Source organism: Sphingobium sp. 15-1, assembly GCF_013375535.1.
Classification (GTDB): Bacteria; Pseudomonadota; Alphaproteobacteria; order Sphingomonadales; family Sphingomonadaceae; genus Sphingobium; species Sphingobium aromaticivastans.
Genome location: NZ_JABXJG010000001.1, coordinates 2,460,001 through 2,476,362 on the forward strand (window position 1 = coordinate 2,460,001; position 16,362 = coordinate 2,476,362).

General features: G+C 64.9%; 16 protein-coding genes (1 of these 16 only partly in view). 7 read left to right on the top strand and 9 right to left on the bottom strand.

The annotated features are described in order from the left end of the window. A protein-coding gene (locus HUK72_RS11740; RefSeq protein ID WP_176597831.1) for a lipopolysaccharide biosynthesis protein crosses the window boundary here: on the top strand, positions 1 to 1,283 show its 3' portion. 205 nt of this gene lie to the left of the window's left edge; only the last 1,283 of its 1,488 coding nucleotides appear in the window; its start codon lies off the left edge, out of view; it ends in the stop codon at positions 1,281 to 1,283. Positions 1,284 to 1,289: 6 nt separating this feature from the next. On the opposite strand, the gene HUK72_RS11745 is transcribed toward HUK72_RS11740, so the two are convergent. Then, the gene (locus tag HUK72_RS11745; protein WP_176596927.1) at positions 1,290 to 1,718 is read right to left on the bottom strand and encodes a CBS domain-containing protein; all 429 of its coding nucleotides are present in this window, start codon (positions 1,716 to 1,718) and stop codon (positions 1,290 to 1,292) included. A gap of 74 nt (positions 1,719 to 1,792) precedes the next feature. Here HUK72_RS11745 and HUK72_RS11750 point away from each other — a divergent pair, with 74 nt between their 5' ends. Together HUK72_RS11750 and HUK72_RS11755 are read left to right on the top strand one after the other, a co-directional pair. Next, on the top strand, positions 1,793 to 2,092 hold the full coding sequence (locus HUK72_RS11750; RefSeq protein WP_176596928.1) for a hypothetical protein: 300 nt from the start codon (positions 1,793 to 1,795) through the stop codon (positions 2,090 to 2,092). Further along, the gene (locus HUK72_RS11755) at positions 2,085 to 2,462 is read left to right on the top strand and encodes an acyl-CoA thioesterase (RefSeq protein WP_176596929.1); all 378 of its coding nucleotides are present in this window, start codon (positions 2,085 to 2,087) and stop codon (positions 2,460 to 2,462) included. The genes HUK72_RS11750 and HUK72_RS11755 overlap by 8 nt, the downstream gene beginning before the upstream one ends. 91 nt (positions 2,463 to 2,553) lie before the next feature. On the opposite strand, the gene HUK72_RS11760 is transcribed toward HUK72_RS11755, so the two are convergent. The 4 genes from HUK72_RS11760 to hisS all read right to left on the bottom strand — a co-directional run bounded on the left by HUK72_RS11760 (position 2,554) and on the right by hisS (position 7,001). Further along, a complete protein-coding gene (locus HUK72_RS11760; RefSeq protein ID WP_176596930.1) occupies positions 2,554 to 3,384 on the bottom strand; it encodes a DUF4167 domain-containing protein in 831 nt (276 codons plus the stop codon). Between the two features lie 318 nt (positions 3,385 to 3,702). Then, positions 3,703 to 4,530, bottom strand: a complete 828-nt coding sequence (prmC, locus tag HUK72_RS11765; RefSeq protein WP_176596931.1) for a peptide chain release factor N(5)-glutamine methyltransferase — start codon at positions 4,528 to 4,530, stop codon at positions 3,703 to 3,705. A 117-nt stretch (positions 4,531 to 4,647) separates the two neighbouring features. Beyond that, positions 4,648 to 5,739: a peptide chain release factor 1 gene (gene prfA, locus HUK72_RS11770; protein WP_369805946.1), complete on the bottom strand. Its 1,092-nt coding sequence runs from the start codon at positions 5,737 to 5,739 to the stop codon at positions 4,648 to 4,650. Further along, positions 5,739 to 7,001 (bottom strand): histidine--tRNA ligase, encoded by a 1,263-nt coding sequence (hisS, locus tag HUK72_RS11775; RefSeq protein WP_176596932.1) that lies wholly within the window; start codon positions 6,999 to 7,001, stop codon positions 5,739 to 5,741. The genes prfA and hisS overlap by 1 nt, the downstream gene beginning before the upstream one ends. A 152-nt stretch (positions 7,002 to 7,153) precedes the next feature. Between hisS and HUK72_RS11780 the strand changes: the two genes are divergently transcribed. After that, positions 7,154 to 9,073: a M61 family metallopeptidase gene (locus tag HUK72_RS11780; RefSeq protein ID WP_176596933.1), complete on the top strand. Its 1,920-nt coding sequence runs from the start codon at positions 7,154 to 7,156 to the stop codon at positions 9,071 to 9,073. Positions 9,074 to 9,115: 42 nt separating this feature from the next. Next, positions 9,116 to 9,649 carry an inorganic diphosphatase gene (gene ppa, locus HUK72_RS11785; RefSeq protein WP_046762033.1) on the top strand — a complete coding sequence of 178 codons (534 nt, stop codon included), beginning with the start codon at positions 9,116 to 9,118 and terminating at the stop codon, positions 9,647 to 9,649. A gap of 273 nt (positions 9,650 to 9,922) precedes the next feature. On the opposite strand, the gene HUK72_RS11790 is transcribed toward ppa, so the two are convergent. Next, positions 9,923 to 11,386, bottom strand: coding sequence for a PLP-dependent aminotransferase family protein (locus tag HUK72_RS11790; RefSeq protein WP_176596934.1), 1,464 nt, complete (start codon positions 11,384 to 11,386; stop codon positions 9,923 to 9,925). Positions 11,387 to 11,475: 89 nt separating this feature from the next. On the opposite strand from HUK72_RS11790, the gene HUK72_RS11795 reads away from it, so the two are divergent. Both HUK72_RS11795 and HUK72_RS11800 read left to right on the top strand, forming a co-directional pair. Further along, a complete protein-coding gene (locus tag HUK72_RS11795; RefSeq protein WP_176596935.1) occupies positions 11,476 to 12,078 on the top strand; it encodes a YitT family protein in 603 nt (200 codons plus the stop codon). Positions 12,079 to 12,197: 119 nt separating this feature from the next. Beyond that, entirely contained in the window at positions 12,198 to 12,704 is a 507-nt protein-coding gene (locus HUK72_RS11800) for a DUF1993 domain-containing protein (RefSeq protein WP_176596936.1), read from the top strand. A 33-nt stretch (positions 12,705 to 12,737) separates the two neighbouring features. On the opposite strand, the gene HUK72_RS11805 is transcribed toward HUK72_RS11800, so the two are convergent. The 3 genes from HUK72_RS11805 to gyrB are packed head-to-tail and all read right to left on the bottom strand — an operon-like array spanning position 12,738 to position 16,318. Beyond that, positions 12,738 to 13,247 carry a membrane-like protein gene (locus HUK72_RS11805; protein WP_369805947.1) on the bottom strand — a complete coding sequence of 170 codons (510 nt, stop codon included), beginning with the start codon at positions 13,245 to 13,247 and terminating at the stop codon, positions 12,738 to 12,740. Then, on the bottom strand, positions 13,244 to 13,807 hold the full coding sequence (locus HUK72_RS11810) for a DNA-3-methyladenine glycosylase I (protein ID WP_176596937.1): 564 nt from the start codon (positions 13,805 to 13,807) through the stop codon (positions 13,244 to 13,246). The genes HUK72_RS11805 and HUK72_RS11810 overlap by 4 nt, the downstream gene beginning before the upstream one ends. 3 nt (positions 13,808 to 13,810) lie before the next feature. Continuing rightward, positions 13,811 to 16,318 carry a DNA topoisomerase (ATP-hydrolyzing) subunit B gene (gyrB, locus tag HUK72_RS11815; RefSeq protein WP_176596938.1) on the bottom strand — a complete coding sequence of 836 codons (2,508 nt, stop codon included), beginning with the start codon at positions 16,316 to 16,318 and terminating at the stop codon, positions 13,811 to 13,813. Between the last annotated feature and the right edge of the window lie 44 nt (positions 16,319 to 16,362).

The following is a 16,362-nucleotide window of genomic DNA, read 5'->3' on the forward strand; positions in this document are numbered from 1 at the left end:
GCTATGGGTTGGTGAGCGCGCTGGTCCAGTCGGAGACGATAGAGACCCATAAATTGCGGCAGGCCTTCGGCATCATGCTGTTGCTGAACGGCGGGCTGGCATTGGCGCAACTGGCGATCGCGCCGCTGGCCGCCAGCTATTACGACCAGCCGATGGTGGCCCAACTGCTGCGGGTGCAGGCGCTGCTCTATCTGTCGACGCCTTTCATCTCGATTCCCGAGGCGATCATGGGCCGGGCGATGGACTTCCGGCGGCCCGCGCTGGTCAACCTGATCGCGGCCATCGCTTCGGCGGCGGTGGCGTTGACCGGGGCGCTGTCGGGCTGGGGCGTGTGGACATTGGTGTTCGCGCCGATCGCGGGCTTCTGGGTCAAGGGCATAGGCTATGTGCTGGCGACCGGGTTCCTGCCGATTCCCAGCTTCGATTTTCGCGGGACCGGGGCGATGGTGGCTTATGGCGCGTCATTGCTGGGCGGGCAGCTTTTCTGGATCGTGCAGAGTCAGGCCGACATCTTCATCGGCGGGCGCGTGCTGGAGCCGCATCAACTGGGCCTTTATGCCGAGGCGCTGTTCCTGACGCAGATCTTCGTCAGCAAATTCATCCCGCCGCTCAACGACGTCGCCTTTCCCGCCTATGCGCGGATGCAGAAGGACCCGGCGCGAATCGCATGGTCCTTCTGCAAGGCGGTGCGGCTGCTGCTGCTGATTTCCTGCCCGGTCTATCTGGGCATGGCGGCGACGGCAGGGCCTTTGGTCGAGACGCTGTTCGGCGCGAAGTGGCGGGACATGGCGCCCTTCGTCGCGATTCTCGCCCTCGCCATGCCGTTCATGACGTTGCAGGTGATGTTCGCGCCGGTCAGCAATGCGCTGGGCCGGCCGGGGACGACGGCGCGGGTCGCGGCGGTGGGCGCTGTGCTGATGCCGACCGCCTTCTTCATCGGGATTCGATTCGGGGCGATCGGGCTAGCCTGGGCGTGGTTTGGCGCTTTACCGATTCTGACGCTGATCACCGCCCGGCTGGCGGGCGCGCCGATGGGGCTGCGGCTGATCGACCTGATGCGGGCGGCGGCGCCGGGGCTTGGCTGTTCCCTGTTGATGGCTGGGGCAGTGATGGCGGTCGACCGAATCCTGCCACCCCTCGCCGCGCCGATTCGGCTGGGGATATTGGTTCCGGCGGGCGGGCTCGCCTTTCTGGCCGCCCTGATTCTGTGCGCGCGGGGGACGCTGATGGAACTGGTCACGCTGGTCGCGCGGCGGGCGCCGCCGGTCGAAGCGCCCGCCTGAGACGGGTCAGGCCGTCTGGATATAGTCGCGCAGGGCGGCCGCTTCCGATTCGATCGAATCGATGCGGAACTTCACCAGATCCCCTATCGACACCAGCCCGACCAGCGTGCCGTCGACCACGACGGGCAGATGCCGGATGCGCCGCTTCGTCATCAGCGACAGGCAATGGATGACGGGCGTATGGTCGTCCGTGGTGATGGCCGGGGCGGTCATGATCTCGCCCACCGGACGCTCCAGCACCGCCGCCCCTTCATGCGCCACGCGATAAACCAGATCGCGCTCGGAGAAGATGCCGACCACCTTGCCGTCGTCCACCACCGGCACGCAGCCGATCCGCCGCTCCGCCAGCAATTGCACCACGGACAGGACCGTGTCGCTCGATTGCGCCTGGACGACATCCTGTCCCTTGCGTTGCAAAATCGCCGCGATCGTCATGATCCATCTCCCTCCCTGCCGACTAAATGCCTCAGTCCCTTGATGATCCCACTTTCACACCCCAAAGGAAAGGGATGACGCGCAAACAAGCCCTTGATGATCCAGAGATTGCCAGGACCGCATGGCGGCGATTCCGCCGCATCATGGGGTGGATGGCGCTGGGCGGCGCGCTATGCGTGGCGGCGGCGCTGCTCTTCCTACGCTGGTGGGCCGGTCCGATGCCGATCCACATGATCATCGCGACGATATTGGGCGTCTGGTTGACCTTCATGCTGGGGACGGGTTTGATGGCGCTGGCATTTCTGTCGAGCGGGACGGGGCATGACGAACAGGTCCTCGACCGGATGAAAGATGAGGTTTCCGCTGATGACTGAACAGAGGGGCGAAGTGGTGTTGCGTGTGGTGCCGCACCTGACGGACATCAACACCAACGGGCATATCTTCGGCGGCTGGGTGCTCAGCCAGATGGATATTGCAGGCGGCATCGTGGCCACGCGGATCGCCCAGGGCGCCGTCGCGACGGTGGCGATCGAGAGCATGACGTTCATCGCCCCAATCCTGCTGGGCGACATCGTGTCGGTCTATGCCCATGAGGAACGGCGGGGACGGACGTCCGTCGCCATCCGGATCGACGTCATCGCGACACGGGGACGGCAAGGGGAGACGGTCGAACTGACGAGCGGCCTGTTCACCTTCGTCGCGCTCGATGAAAATCACCGGCCGCGTCCGCTGCCCGGTGCCTGATCCTTCGCCGCACGGCCATGAAAAAAGGGGACAGCGCGGCAGCACTGTCCCCTTTTTCATGCCTCATCCCGCCATCAAGCGGGATAGAGACTTATTCGGCCGCTTCAGCCGCAGGCCGGGCGCGGCGCGTGCGCTTGCGCGGCGCTTCCTCGACAGGCTCGGCATCATTGTCGGCGCGCCCGATCGAGGGCGGCAGCACGGCGAGGTCCAGACCGCCCTGTTCCTCATCCTTGACCGCCGTCTTGCGGGGACGGCCGCGGCGGGCGCGGGGCGCCTCGGCGGCTTCGGGCTGGGCTTCCGGAGCAGGCTGCGCGGCGGCGACCGGCTCGGGCGCGGGCTTCCGTTCGGGGGCCGCTTTGGGCCGGGGCTGTTCCACAGCTTCCTCGGCCACCGTTTCCTCTACCGGCGGACGCTCGCGACGGCGGTCGTTCCGGTCATTGCGATCATTCCGATCGTTGCGCTCATTGCGGTCGCGCCGGTTGCGGTCGTTCCGGCCCTCACGATAGTCGCGCGGTTCGTCACGGCGGCGCTCGAAATCCTGCCCGCGATCGGGGGCCTGATCGGCGCGAATGTCCTCGCCGCCTTCATCGCCCGCGTAGAAATCGTCGAAATTATCGTCGAAGCCCTCATCGCGGGGGCGGAAGCGCTGTTGCTGCTCCTCCTGCCGGGCGCGGTTGTCGGCCAGGACGCGGAAATAATGGTCGGCAAACTGCAGATAATATTCCGCATTCACCCGATCGCCCGCCATCTGGGCGTCGCGCGCCATATTCCTGTATTTTTCAAGAAGCTGGGCCGCATTGCCGCGCGCGCGGTTGTCAATCCGGTTGCCATTGTCGCCACCGCCCCGATTGCCACCATTGGGACGACCACCATTGTTGTTCCGGCCGCGATTCCGGCGACCGGCCTGCCTGTTGTTGATCAAGAGCTGATCCTTGCGTTCACTTTGCCATCATTCACTGAAAACACTGTTCAGTCGCCATCCTCAAAGCTCAGCCTGAACAGTCAGGCCGGGTAAGGCTCCGCCGGACAGGGGCCGCACAACCGGCCCATGCCCTTGCCTGCCAGCGGCGCTTGCGCAGCAGCGCCGTCGTGACTTTGAAGGAGCGGGAAAACGGCCTTTTCTTGTCGCGGCCCCACAGGGCAGATCCTCAGGATAGTGCCGTCCCTAAGCCCCATGTAGTGGCTTCCATGCCATAAACCAAGCAATTTTAGCTTGTCGAAGCGCAAATCCTTCGTCCGGTCAGGCCGGGCGCGCCGGCGCCGCGACCAGACAGCGGTCATGCCCGGCCAGATCGCGGCGCAGCGACACGCTAAGTCCTTGATCGGCAAGCAAGGCCGAGACGGCAAAGCGCTGATCATAGCCGATCTCAATCGCGGCGATGCCGTCCGATGCGAGCAGGCGCGGCAGCATCGGCGCGATCCGGCGATAGTCGTCCAGCCCCTCCGCCCCTGCGAAAAGCGCGCCTTCGGGTTCATGGAGGACGTCGCCCGTCAACGCGACGTCGCGGGCGATATAGGGGGGGTTGATGAGGATCAGGTCGAAGGGGCCGTCCAGCCCTTCGGCCCAGTTGCCCAGCCGGAAGGCGGCCCGTTCGCTGAGGCCCAGCCGATCGGCATTGCCCTGCGCCACGGCGAGGGCGGCGGGAGAAATGTCCACCCCCACCCCCCTCGCCTGCGGCCATTGGCTGAGCGCGGCGAGCAGCAGCGCGCCGGAACCGGTGCCGAGGTCGAGGATGCGGGCGGGGCTCCGCCTGCCGAAATGGTCGATGGCGGCTTCGATCAGCGTTTCGCTGTCCGGACGGGGGATGAGGACATCGGGCGTGACGTGCAGGCTGATCGTCCAGAAATCGCGGGTGCCGGTGATATAGGCGATGGGTTCGCCGGTCAGGCGGCGGTCGATCAGGGATTCGAAACCGGGCGGGACGGTCAAGTCGCGCTGGCGCATCAGCAGGTCGTTACGGTCGATCTCCAGCGCGTGGGCCAGGAGCAGTTCGGCGTCGAGGCGCGGGGTGGCGCTGATGGGGGCGAGGCGCTCGGTTGCTGTGCGCAGGGCGGCGGGAATATCCATATCCGTCATCCCCGCGAAGGCGGGGATCCATCTCCCATCAGTTGCGACCAGATGCGGCGTCCGGAGATGGATCCCCGCCTTCGCGGGGATGACGATGCTCGACAGGGCCGAATGCGCTCACGCCACGCCGTCCAGTTGGGCAAGGCGGGCGGCTTCATCCTCCGCCACCAGCGCGTCGATGACTTCGGACAGGCCCGGCCCTTCCAATATTTCCGGCAGGCGGTGCAGCGTCAGGTTGATGCGGTGATCCGTCACCCGGCCTTGCGGAAAATTATAGGTACGGATGCGCTCCGACCGGTCGCCCGATCCGACCATCGCCTTGCGCGCGCCCGCCTGTTCGCTCTGGGCGCGCTCGCGCTCCACTTCGTAGATGCGGGCGCGCAGTACCTGCATCGCCTTGGCCTTGTTCTTGTGCTGCGATCGTTCGTCCTGCTGCGTCACCACGATTCCGGAGGGCAAGTGGGTGATGCGCACGGCGGAGTCCGTCGTGTTGACGTGCTGACCGCCCGCCCCCGAAGCGCGATAGATGTCGATCTTGAGGTCACTGTCCGCAATCTGGACGTCGACCTCCTCCGGTTCCGGCAGCACCGCGACCGTGGCCGCCGAAGTGTGGATTCGCCCACCGCTTTCGGTGGCGGGAACGCGCTGGACGCGATGGACGCCGCTCTCGAACTTCAGCTTGGCGAACACGCCGATGCCGGTGACGCTGGCGACGACTTCCTTATAGCCCCCGACTTCGGAGGCGTTGGCGGAGATAAGTTCCATCTTCCAGCCCTGCGCGTCGGCATAGCGCTGATACATGCGGAACAGGTCGCCTGCGAAGAGCGCCGCTTCGTCGCCGCCCGTGCCTGCGCGGATTTCCAGCATGGCCGGGCGCGCATCAGCGGCGTCCTTGGGCAGAAGCTGGAGCGCAAGGGCGCGTTCGGCGTCGGGAAGCTTGCCCTTGATGAGCTGCATCTCCTCCTGCGCCATTTCACGCATCAGCGGATCGGAATCCGCATCCTCGCCGCCCGCCATATATTCGAGCGCGCCCAGTTCCTGACGGAGACGGCGGACTTCATGAGCGGCCTTGGCTACCGGCTCGATCTCGGCATATTCCTTGGACAGCCGCACAAATTCTTCCGGCGCGAGGTCGGCGCGCGTCATCGACGCCTGCACTTCGTCCCGGCGCGCCTCGATCTGCGCGATGCGTTCGGCGGAGATATGCATCAGAGGGCCGTCAGCTTCCCGATCAAGGCGTCCAAGGCAACGGCTTCCTGCTCGCCCGTGCCGAGATTGCGTAAAGCCGCCTCGCCCCGCGCCAGTTCATCATCGCCCAGGATCACCGCCCATGCCGCGCCCGAAGCATTGGCCCGCTGCATCCGCTTCTTCATATTGCCGCGATACCCCATGTCGCAGGCGATCCCGGCGCGGCGCAGATCGGCCACGATGCCGGTAGCCTTGACCTCAGCCGCTTCGCCCATGGGAATGACCGCCACGACCGGGCCGGCAATCTCCGGCATATCCACCAGCATCGCCAGCCGCTCGATCCCCGCCGCCCAGCCGACCGCCGGGGTCGAGGGACCGCCCAGATTCTCGATCAGCCCGTCATAGCGCCCGCCGCCGAGCACCGTGCCCTGCGCGCCGAGCCGGTCGGTGATGAACTCGAACGCGGTGTGGCGGTAATAATCGAGGCCGCGCACCAGCCGGGCATTGCGCTCCCACGCCACGCCCGCCGCGTCGAGACCCGCCGTCACCTTCTCGAAGAAGCTGCGCGCTTCGTCCGTCAGATAGGCGTCGATGTCCGGCGCGCTGTCCGCCACCGGGCGGTCGCGCGGGTCCTTGCTGTCTAGGATGCGCAGCGGATTGCGGTGCAGGCGATCGAGGCTCTCCTCCGAAAGCTGGTCCTTATGCGCCTCGAAATGCGCGATCAGCGCGGCGCGCCAGGCTTCGCGGCTTGGCCCGTCGCCCAGCGTGTTGAGATTGAGCGTCACGCCTTCCGACACGCCCAGTTCGCGCAGCAACTGGTCGGCCAGCACCAGCAGTTCCACGTCCGCGCCCGGCTCGCCCGCGCCGATGATCTCGGCGTCGAGTTGGTGGAACTGGCGGAAACGGCCCTTTTGCGGGCGCTCGTAGCGGAAGAGCGGGCCGTGGGTCGCGACCTTCAGCGGCGCATATTGCTGCCAACCCTCAGTGATATAGGCGCGGGAAATGCCTGCCGTGAATTCCGGGCGCAGGGTGATGCTGTCGCCGCCGCGATCCTCGAACGTGTACATTTCCTTGGAAACGACGTCCGTGCTTTCGCCCAGGGAACGGGCGAACACCGCCGTCGATTCGAACACCGGCACTTCCACCCGCTGGAAGCCGTAGAGCCTGCGCACCCGGTCGAAGGTCGCGACCACATGCGCGAAACGTTCCTGAAACGCTTCGCTCGTGCCGCCCAGCATGTCCTGCGTGCCGCGTACCGGACGCGGGGTTTCGATCTTCGCCATGGGGGAGCGCCTTTAACGATAAAGACGCCGCAAGGAAACGCGCTTTTTTGTCGTGCAATATGCCAAGAAGAGTTGGGGGTGGACGAGAGCGGAATGGCTCGCCATGCTGCTGTTATACGGTCGTTCGACCGCACGCTTTTTCGGAGACGTTCATGATCCGCAGCCTTGCTGCCGCCCTTTTCCTTTCCACGGCGATCGCAACCCCGCTGATCGCGCAGGATGCGATCCGCTCCAAACCCACGGCGCTGCCGGTCGACAATGCCGCGCCGACGCCCAAGGACGCCCCCTATCCCGGCGGCACGATCAAACTGGAGGTCGACGCCACCGACACGGTGCAGCGCATCTTCCGCGTCAAGGAAACCATCCCCGTCGCCGCCGCCGGGCCGATGACGCTGCTGATGCCGCAATGGCTGCCGGGCAATCATGCGCCACGCGGGCAGATCGAGAAGCTGACCGGCCTCACCTTCACCGCCGACGGCAAGCCGCTGGCGTGGAAGCGCGATCCGCTCAACGTCTATGGCTTTGTGATCGACGTGCCGCAGGGGACGAAACAGGTCGTCGCAAGCTTCCAGTTCCTCTCGGCCACCCAGCCCAATCAGGGCCGCGTCGTGGTGACGCCCAAGATGCTGAACATCCAGTGGGAGTCGGTGTCGCTCTATCCGGCGGGCTATTATACCCGCCAGATTCCGATCCAGGCGACCGTCACCTATCCGGACGGCTGGCAGGCCGCGACCGCGCTGCGCGGCAAGAAGACCGGATCGACCGTCGCCTATGAGACGATCGATTATGAAGCCTTGCAGGATTCGCCGGTGTTCGCAGGCCTCTATTTCAAGCCGGTCGACCTCGGCCATAATGTGACGCTCAACATCGTCGCGGACGATGCCGACGAGTTGGACGCCAAACCCGACCAGATCGCCCATCACAAGAAGCTGGTCGATGAAGCGGGCGCGCTGTTCGGCACCTATCATTTCAACCATTATGACTTCCTGTTCGCCATCACCGACGAGATGGGCGGCATCGGGCTGGAGCATCACCGCTCTTCCGAAAATCAGGTCGAGCCGGGCTATTTCAAGAAATGGGGCGATGGCGAGGCGCTGCTGGACCGCAACCTCTTGCCGCATGAGTTCACCCATAGCTGGGACGGCAAGTTCCGCCGCCCGGACCTGCTGTGGACGCCTGATTTCAACGTGCCGATGCAGGACAATCTGCTCTGGGTCTATGAAGGTCAGACGCAATTCTGGGGCTATGTGCTGGGCGCGCGTTCGGGGCTTTTTTCCAAGCAGGAGACGCTGGACGCCTACGCCCATATCGCCGCCAAGCTCGACACCACGCGGGGCCGCGAATGGCGGCCGATGGAGGACACCACCCACGACCCGATCATCTCCGCCCGCCGCCCCAAGGGCTGGTCGAGCTGGCAGCGGTCCGAGGATTATTACAATGAAGGCCTGATGATCTGGCTGGAGGCGGACGCGATCATCCGCCAGCAGACCAAGGGCGCCAAGGGCCTCGACGATTTCGCCCAGGCGTTTTTCGGCATCAATCCCGGCGATTGGGGCCAGGTCGTCTATAATCGCGGCGACGTGATCAAGACGCTGAACGCGGTCGCGCCCTATGACTGGACGGGCTTCTTCCAGAAATATGTCGACAGCACGACCAGGGAGACGCCCAAGGGCGGCTTCACGCTGGGCGGCTACAAGCTGGTCTATGGCGACACGCCCGGCGCCATCACCAAGGCGGCCGAGGGTTCGGGCAAATTCACCGACCAGAGCTTCGGCATCGGCATGATCGTCAAGAATGACGGCGAGATCAGCAACGTCGTCTGGGACAGCCCAGCCTTCAAGGCGGGCCTTGCCATCGGTTCCAAGATCGTCGCGATCAATGGCGACGAATATTCGGGCGATGTGTTCAAGGCCGCGATCAAGTCCGGCAAACCGCTCCAGATCATACTAAAGCAGGACAAATATTATCGCACTTTGAGCCTCGCTTATTCCGGCGGCCTGCGCTATCCGCGCCTCGAAAAAATGGGAGAGGGTGAAGGCAGTCTCGATCGGCTGCTGAAACCGAAAACATAACCGCCCGCAAAGACCAACGCGTTTACAAAGGCTTGTAGTCTCATGAATATCGAACTGATCCCCGTTGGCGACGATCCGCCCAACAGCCTGAATGTCATCATCGAGGTTCCGGTCGGCGGCGAGCCGGTCAAATATGAGTTCGACAAGGCTTCGGGCGCGCTGTTCGTGGACCGCATCCTGCACACGCCAATGCGCTATCCGGCGAATTACGGCTTCGTGCCGCACACGCTGTCGCCCGATGGCGATCCGCTGGACGCGCTGGTCATCGCCCGCTCGCCCTTCGTGCCGGGGTCGGTCGTGCGCGCCCGCCCGATCGCCGTGCTGAATCTGGAAGACGAAGCCGGCGGCGACGAAAAGCTGGTCTGCGTGCCCGACAACAAGACCTTCCCTTATTATAGCGAGGTCGATGAAAAGGACGATCTGCCCGGCATCGTGATGGAGCAGATCGAACATTTCTTCACCCACTATAAGGATCTGGAAAAGACCAAGTGGGTGCGCATCGGCACCTGGGGCGGCGCCGAAGATGCCCGCCGCATCACGCTGGAAGCGATCGAGCGCTACAAGGCGGCGAAATAAGCCGCCTGAGCTGCAAGGCTTGATGAAAAAGGCCGCGTGGATTTTTCACGCGGCCCTTTTTGCATATATCCCATAGCGCCGCTGTTTCGGGTGGGAAGCGGACCGCCTGCTTTCCTTGAAATACACCGTGCTCCTGCGAAGGCAGGAGCCCAGTCCCGCCGTCTGTGGATCATCGCACTGTTTGAACTGGGCTCCTGCCTTCGCAGGAGCACGATGCGCTTAACGGCTGAGAATGACCGCAACTGGCCAAAACCTGCCGGAAAAGCGTTCGCATCAGATCAACCGGTCGGCCTCCAACGCCGCGGCGAGCGAATCGCGGCCTCGCGGCATGCGGGCGTGCAGCCGCGCATCGGCTTCGGCCAAGCGCTCGACCCCCGCCGTCAACTGCTCCTCGGATAAAGTGAAGGGCAGCCGCAGGAAGCGTTCGAATGCGCCGCTGACGCCGAAACGCGGCCCCGGCGCGACGCGCACGCCATGGCTTTCGGCAATGGCCGCCAGCGCCGTCGCCTCCCCACGCGGCAGCTCCGCCCAGAGCGATAGCCCGCCCGCAGGCGATTCGACGCGCCAGTGCGGCAAATGCCGCTCGATCAGCCCCAGAAGATGGTCGCGACGCCCGCGCAGCATCTCCGCCCGAGCGCCCAGCCCTTCGTCGCCGTCGATCAGATGCGCGACGGCAAGCTGCTCCACCACCGGGCTCGCCATGTCCATCGTCGTGCGCAGGCGGCCCAGCGCGGCGACGGTCTGCGGATCGGCGCGAATCCAACCGACGCGCAGCCCGCCCCAGAAAATCTTGCTGGCCGAACCCAAAGTGATCACCTGCCGCCCCGAAGGATCATGCACCGCGACGGGCGGCGGCGGCATATTGTCCAGCCCCATCGCCGCCATCGTCTCGTCGATGATCAGCGGCGTGTGCGACCGGGCGGCGGCGGTCACCAATGCGCGGCGGGTGGCCGGGTCCATGCTGCGCCCGGTCGGGTTGTGGAAATCCGCAATGATATAGGCGAAGCGCGGGCTGGTCTGGCGGAAGGCCGCCTCCATCGCGTCAATGTCCCACCCCTGCGCGGGCAGGCCGACCGGCACCGGCACGACATGGGCGCGCTGCAAGGCCTGAATCGCATTATGATAGGTGGGATGATCGATCACCGCCCGGTCCCCCGGCCCGGCCAGCCAGTGCAGCAGGAGCGAGAATCCCTGCTGCGCGCCGTTGGTGACGATGATCTGGTCCGGACTCGTCGGGCATCCCCGCCGCTCATAATGGGCCGCGATCGCCCGACGCAGCGGCGGCAGGCCCAGCGGATCATAGCCCAGCTCGCCCAGAAAGGCGGGCAGCGCCTCCACCGCCACCTGATAGGCGCGGCCGACGCCCGGCGCGGCGGGCAGCGCGGCATGGGTCCAGTTCAGGATATTGCCGCCGCTCGCCGTATCGATCTCTGGCACGGTCTGTTCCATCCGGCCCGGCGGCAGGCGGGTGACGCTGCCCGACCCCTGGCGGCTTTCCAGAAATCCCTCGTCGCGCAACCGATCGAAGGCGGCGGCAATAGTCGTACGGCTGAGCCCCAGCGCGGCGGCCAGTTCCCGTTCCCCCGGCAAGCGGACATTCAAGCCGACGCGCCCGTCCAGCACCAGCATCCGCAACGCCTGCGCCAATTGGCGATAGGCGGGCTCGGCGCTGTCCTCGGCGCGCCAGGCGCCCAGCAGGCGCAAAAGGGATGGTGGCCGCAACAGGGAAGTGGACATGGCAATCCGTTCCAATCCAGAGAATGAAGGGGCCACTTACCCAATACTGGCCGTTTTGTAAAAGGCCATTTCGGGCGATGTCCTCCGCCATGATGATGCACCGCCGCCTGTTTCAGCTTTTCTGGGGCCTGGGCCTCTATGGTTTTTCCATGGCGCTGATGCTGCGCGCCAATCTGGGGCTGGACCCCTGGGACGTGCTGCACCAGGGGCTGGCGCCGCGCCTGGGGCTGAGTTTCGGCATGACGGTCAATCTGATCGGCGCGGTCGTACTGCTGCTCTGGTGGCCGCTGCGCCAAAGGCCCGGCATCGGCACCGTCTGCAACATCGTGGTGATCGGGACGGCGGTGGACCTGAGCCTGATGATCCTGCCAGTGCCGGAGGGCTACGCATTGCGCTTCGCCTGGCTGGCGGCCGGGATCGTGCTCAACGGCATTGCGGGCGGCGCCTATATCGGCGCGGGCCTGGGGCCGGGGCCGCGCGACGGGCTGATGACCGGATTCTGCCGCCGCACCGGATGGCCGGTCAAATGGGTGCGCACCGGCATCGAGATCGGCGTGCTGGCGATCGGCTGGCTGCTGGGCGGCACGGTCGGGCTTGGCACCATCCTTTATGCGGCGACGATCGGCTGGATCGTGCACCATGCCATGCCCTTCTTCACCATCGCGCCCCGCGAGCGTCCCGCGCTGACCTGATCCGGTTGCCCCCTGACCGGCCGGCATGGAGCCCGCCGGCCGGTCCTTTTATTTCGGCAGGGTATCGACAGAGGCGATCGGCGCCATATCTTGGCCTCTCACATCATGAGGAGAGCTTGGTGGCCACCGACCTGTACGACCTGACCGTTCCCGCCTTCATCCGGGGCCTGCGCAACCTGTCCGCGCTTCTGGACAAGGGCGCGGCCTATGCCGCTGAAAAAGGGATCGATCCGCTGACATTGACGCAGGCGCGGCTGATCGAGGATATGGCCCCCCTCACCGCCCAAGTGCAATATGCCAGCGATGGCGCCAAGGGCGCGGTGATCCGCATCGGCGCGCTCGATCCGGTACCGATGGCCGACAGCGAACAGAGCTTTGCCGATCTGCAGGACCGGATCGCGAAGACGATCGCCTTCCTCGAATCCGTGCCCCGCGAACGGATCGACGGCCGGGACGATGTGGAGGTGGTGCTCAAGACCCCGCGCGGCGAATTCCCCTTCACCGGGCGCAGCCATGCGCTGGGCTTCGCCCTGCCCAATTTCTATTTCCATGTGACGACGGCCTATGCGCTGCTGCGGCAAGCGGGTGTGCCGATCGGCAAGCTCGATTATCTGGGCGGCATCTAACCGCCTACCTGCACGGCAAGCCCGGCCTTCAATTCAAGGCTGGGCTTGATCGTCCCGCATACCGCCGCAGCCGCTCAGCGTCCCTTCGCCAAAGGCGATCGCTACCCGGTCGGACCAGACGGCATCGCTCATCCCGTCGCTGCATGGTCCTTCGGTGACGGTCATCGAAAAACCAACGCCCATATAGCGGATGGCCCGCCCGTCGTCGTGGCGCGAAACGGCGTAGCGGACCGGCGCCTTGTCCGGTCGCTCCAATGTGACGACCGATCCCTTCACCGTCACAGCCCAAAAGGGCTCTGTCCCGATCGCCCGATACCGATTCTCAGCGGGTCGGCCGGGATCGGGCGGCGGCGCAGCCGGTTCCTCCTCTGTTCCACGTGGAACCCTTTGCGCCTCGTTTTCAACGCTTTGGTTCGCCACTTCATTCTGGATGATGATCGGCGCGGATGCCTGGGACTGCGCGATATTCGCGGCGGGCACTTCCTTCTCGCCGCCACAGCCCGCCATCGTCAGGGCGGAAGCCAGAAGCCAGAACCGCCTCACGCCGCCGCGACCTGCCCCCGCCGGAAGCAGCTTGCCGCATGATCGTTCACCATCCCCACCGCCTGCATCCAGGCATAGACGATGGTCGGCCCGACAAATTTGAAACCGCGCTGTTTGAGGTCCTTCGAAATCGCTTCAGACAGCGCGGTCTTCGCCGGGAAGGTCAAGCCATCGTTCCGGATCGGCTTTCCCTTCACAAAGCCCCAGGCATAGGCGGAAAAATCCTCGCCCCGCTCACGCATTTCGCAAAATATCTGCGCGCCCCGGATCGTCGCGTCGATCTTCGCCCGCGCCCGGACGATGCCGGGATCGCCCATCAGCCGCTCGACATCCGCCGGGCCAAAGGCTGCCACCTCGTCCGGATCGAAACCGGCAAAGGCGGCGCGGAACGCCTCCCGCTTGCGCAGGATCGTGATCCAGGAGAGGCCCGCCTGGAACCCCTCCAGCATCAGCGTTTCCCAGAGCATGCGCGAATCCCGCTCCGGCACGCCCCATTCTTCATCATGATATTGGCAGTAAAGCGGGTCGGTCCCGGCCCAGCCGCAACGGACCCGCTCCATGAGTTAAACGTCCAGATTGGCGACGTTCAGCGCATTATCCTGGATGAATTCCCGCCGCGGCTCGACCACGTCGCCCATCAGACGGGTGAAGATCTCGTCGGCCACGTCCGCCTGCTCGACCTCGACCCGCAGCATCGAACGATTGTCCGGGTCCAGCGTGGTTTCCCACAACTGCTCCGCGTTCATCTCGCCCAGACCTTTATAGCGCTGGATCGCCAGCCCCTTGCGCCCGGACGCCAGGATCGCCTCCAGCAATTCGCTCGGTCGGGTCACGGTCACCGCGCCCTTGGACGCGACCGGCAGATCGTCGTCGCCCGCTTCCTCGGCGGCGGCGGCGGCCTTGGCCGTCACCAGACGGCTACCGGTGCGATAGCTGTCCGCTTCCTCGGCGGCGATGGCGTGCAGCTTGCGCGCCTCGGCCGAACCGATGAAGCCCGCTTCGATCATATGATGGTCGGTGACGCCGCGCCACAGCCGCTCGAAGTGGAAGCCGCCCTCCTCCGCGATCCGGCCGCTCCACTTCCCCTCATCATCCTGCGCATCCATCCACTGGACAGTCGTGGTCAGCCGCGTGGCCTGCGCGTCATGCGAAAGTTCCGGATCGAGCGCGCCGTTGATCGCCAGCGCCTCGATGATCGCCGGATTGTAGCGGCGCGGCACATAGCGCATCACCGCGCGCATCCGCCGGCCATGCTCGATCAGGTGACGCAGATCCTCGCCCGAACGCATGCCGCCGGTGGTTTCCAGCGCCATCGAATCGACGCCATTGTCGACCAGATAATTTTCCAGCGCGGCTTCATTCTTGAGGTACACCTCCGACCGGCCCCGCGTCGCCTTGTAGAGCGGCGGCTGGGCGATAAAGAGATGCCCCGCCTCGATGATCTGCGGCATCTGGCGGTAGAAGAAGGTCAGCAGCAACGTGCGGATATGCGCGCCGTCGACGTCGGCGTCGGTCATGATGACGATCTTGTGGTAGCGCAGCTTTTCCAGATTGAAATCGTCGCGGATGCCGGTGCCCATTGCCTGGATCAGCGTGCCGACTTCCTTGGACGAGAGCATCCGGTCGAAACGGGCGCGCTCGACGTTCAAAATCTTGCCCTTGAGCGGCAGGATCGCCTGATTATGCCGGTTGCGGCCCTGCTTGGCCGAACCGCCGGCCGAGTCACCCTCGACCAGGAAGAGTTCGGACTTGGCGGGGTCGCGCTCCTGGCAGTCGGCCAGCTTGCCGGGCAGCGAGGCGATGTCCATCACCCCCTTGCGCCGGGTGAGTTCCCGCGCCTTCTTCGCGGCTTCGCGGGCGGCGGCGGCGTCGATCACCTTTTGCACGATCATCTTGCCGTGCTGGGGATTTTCCTCCAGCCATTCCGCCATCTTGTCGGCCATCAGGCTTTCCAGCGGCTGGCGCACTTCGGAGCTGACCAGCTTGTCCTTGGTCTGCGACGAGAATTTGGGGTCAGGCAGCTTCACCGACACGATGGCGGTCAGCCCCTCGCGCATATCCTCGCCGGTCAGCGACACCTTCTCCTTCTTCAACATGCCGGACTTGTCGGCATAATTGTTGAGGGTCCGGGTCAGCGCCGCGCGAAAGGCCGCGAGGTGCGTGCCGCCATCCCGCTGCGGGATGTTGTTCGTGAAACAGAGGACATTCTCATAGTAAGAGTCGTTCCACTCCAGTGCGACGTCGATGGTCACATCGTCGCGGCTACCCGAAATCGCGATCGGATCGGGCATCAGCGGCTGCTTGTTGCGGTCGAGATATTTCACGAAGGCCGCGATGCCGCCCTCATAAAACAGCTCGACTTCCTTCCTTTCCTCATGCCGCGCATCGGCCAGGAATAGCCGCACCCCTGAATTGAGGAACGCCAGCTCGCGATAGCGATGCTCCAGCTTCTCGAAATCGAATTCGGTGTGGTTCTTGAACGTGCCGCCGTCGCCGGGCACCTTCTCGGTCGAGGGCAGGAAAGTGACCTTCGTCCCCTTCTTGCCCGCAGGCGCGTCCCCGATCACCTTCAACGGCGCCACGGCATCGCCATAGGCAAAGCGCATATAATGCTCCTTGCCGTCCCGCCAGATATTGAGGTCGAGATATTCGCTGAGCGCGTTCACCACCGACACGCCGACGCCGTGCAGGCCGCCAGACACCTTATAGGCGTTGTCGTCGGACGTGTTCTCGAACTTGCCGCCGGCATGGAGCTGGGTCATGATGACCTCGGCCGCCGACACGCCTTCTTCCTTGTGGATGTCGGTCGGGATGCCGCGTCCATTATCCTCGACGCTGACGGAGCCGTCCGGGTTCAGGGTGATGAGGATGCGGTCGCAATGCCCCGCCAGCGCCTCGTCGATCGCATTGTCGCTGACCTCGAACACCATATGATGCAGGCCCGAACCGTCGTCGGTGTCGCCAATATACATGCCGGGCCGCTTGCGCACGGCATCCAGCCCCTTCAGGACCTTGATGCTGTCGGCGCCATAGCTGTTGGGGTTGGGGTTGTTCTGACTTTCCTCGCTCATGCACGAGCATATAGGGAAAAGGGGCAAGAAACTAAAGCGAAACA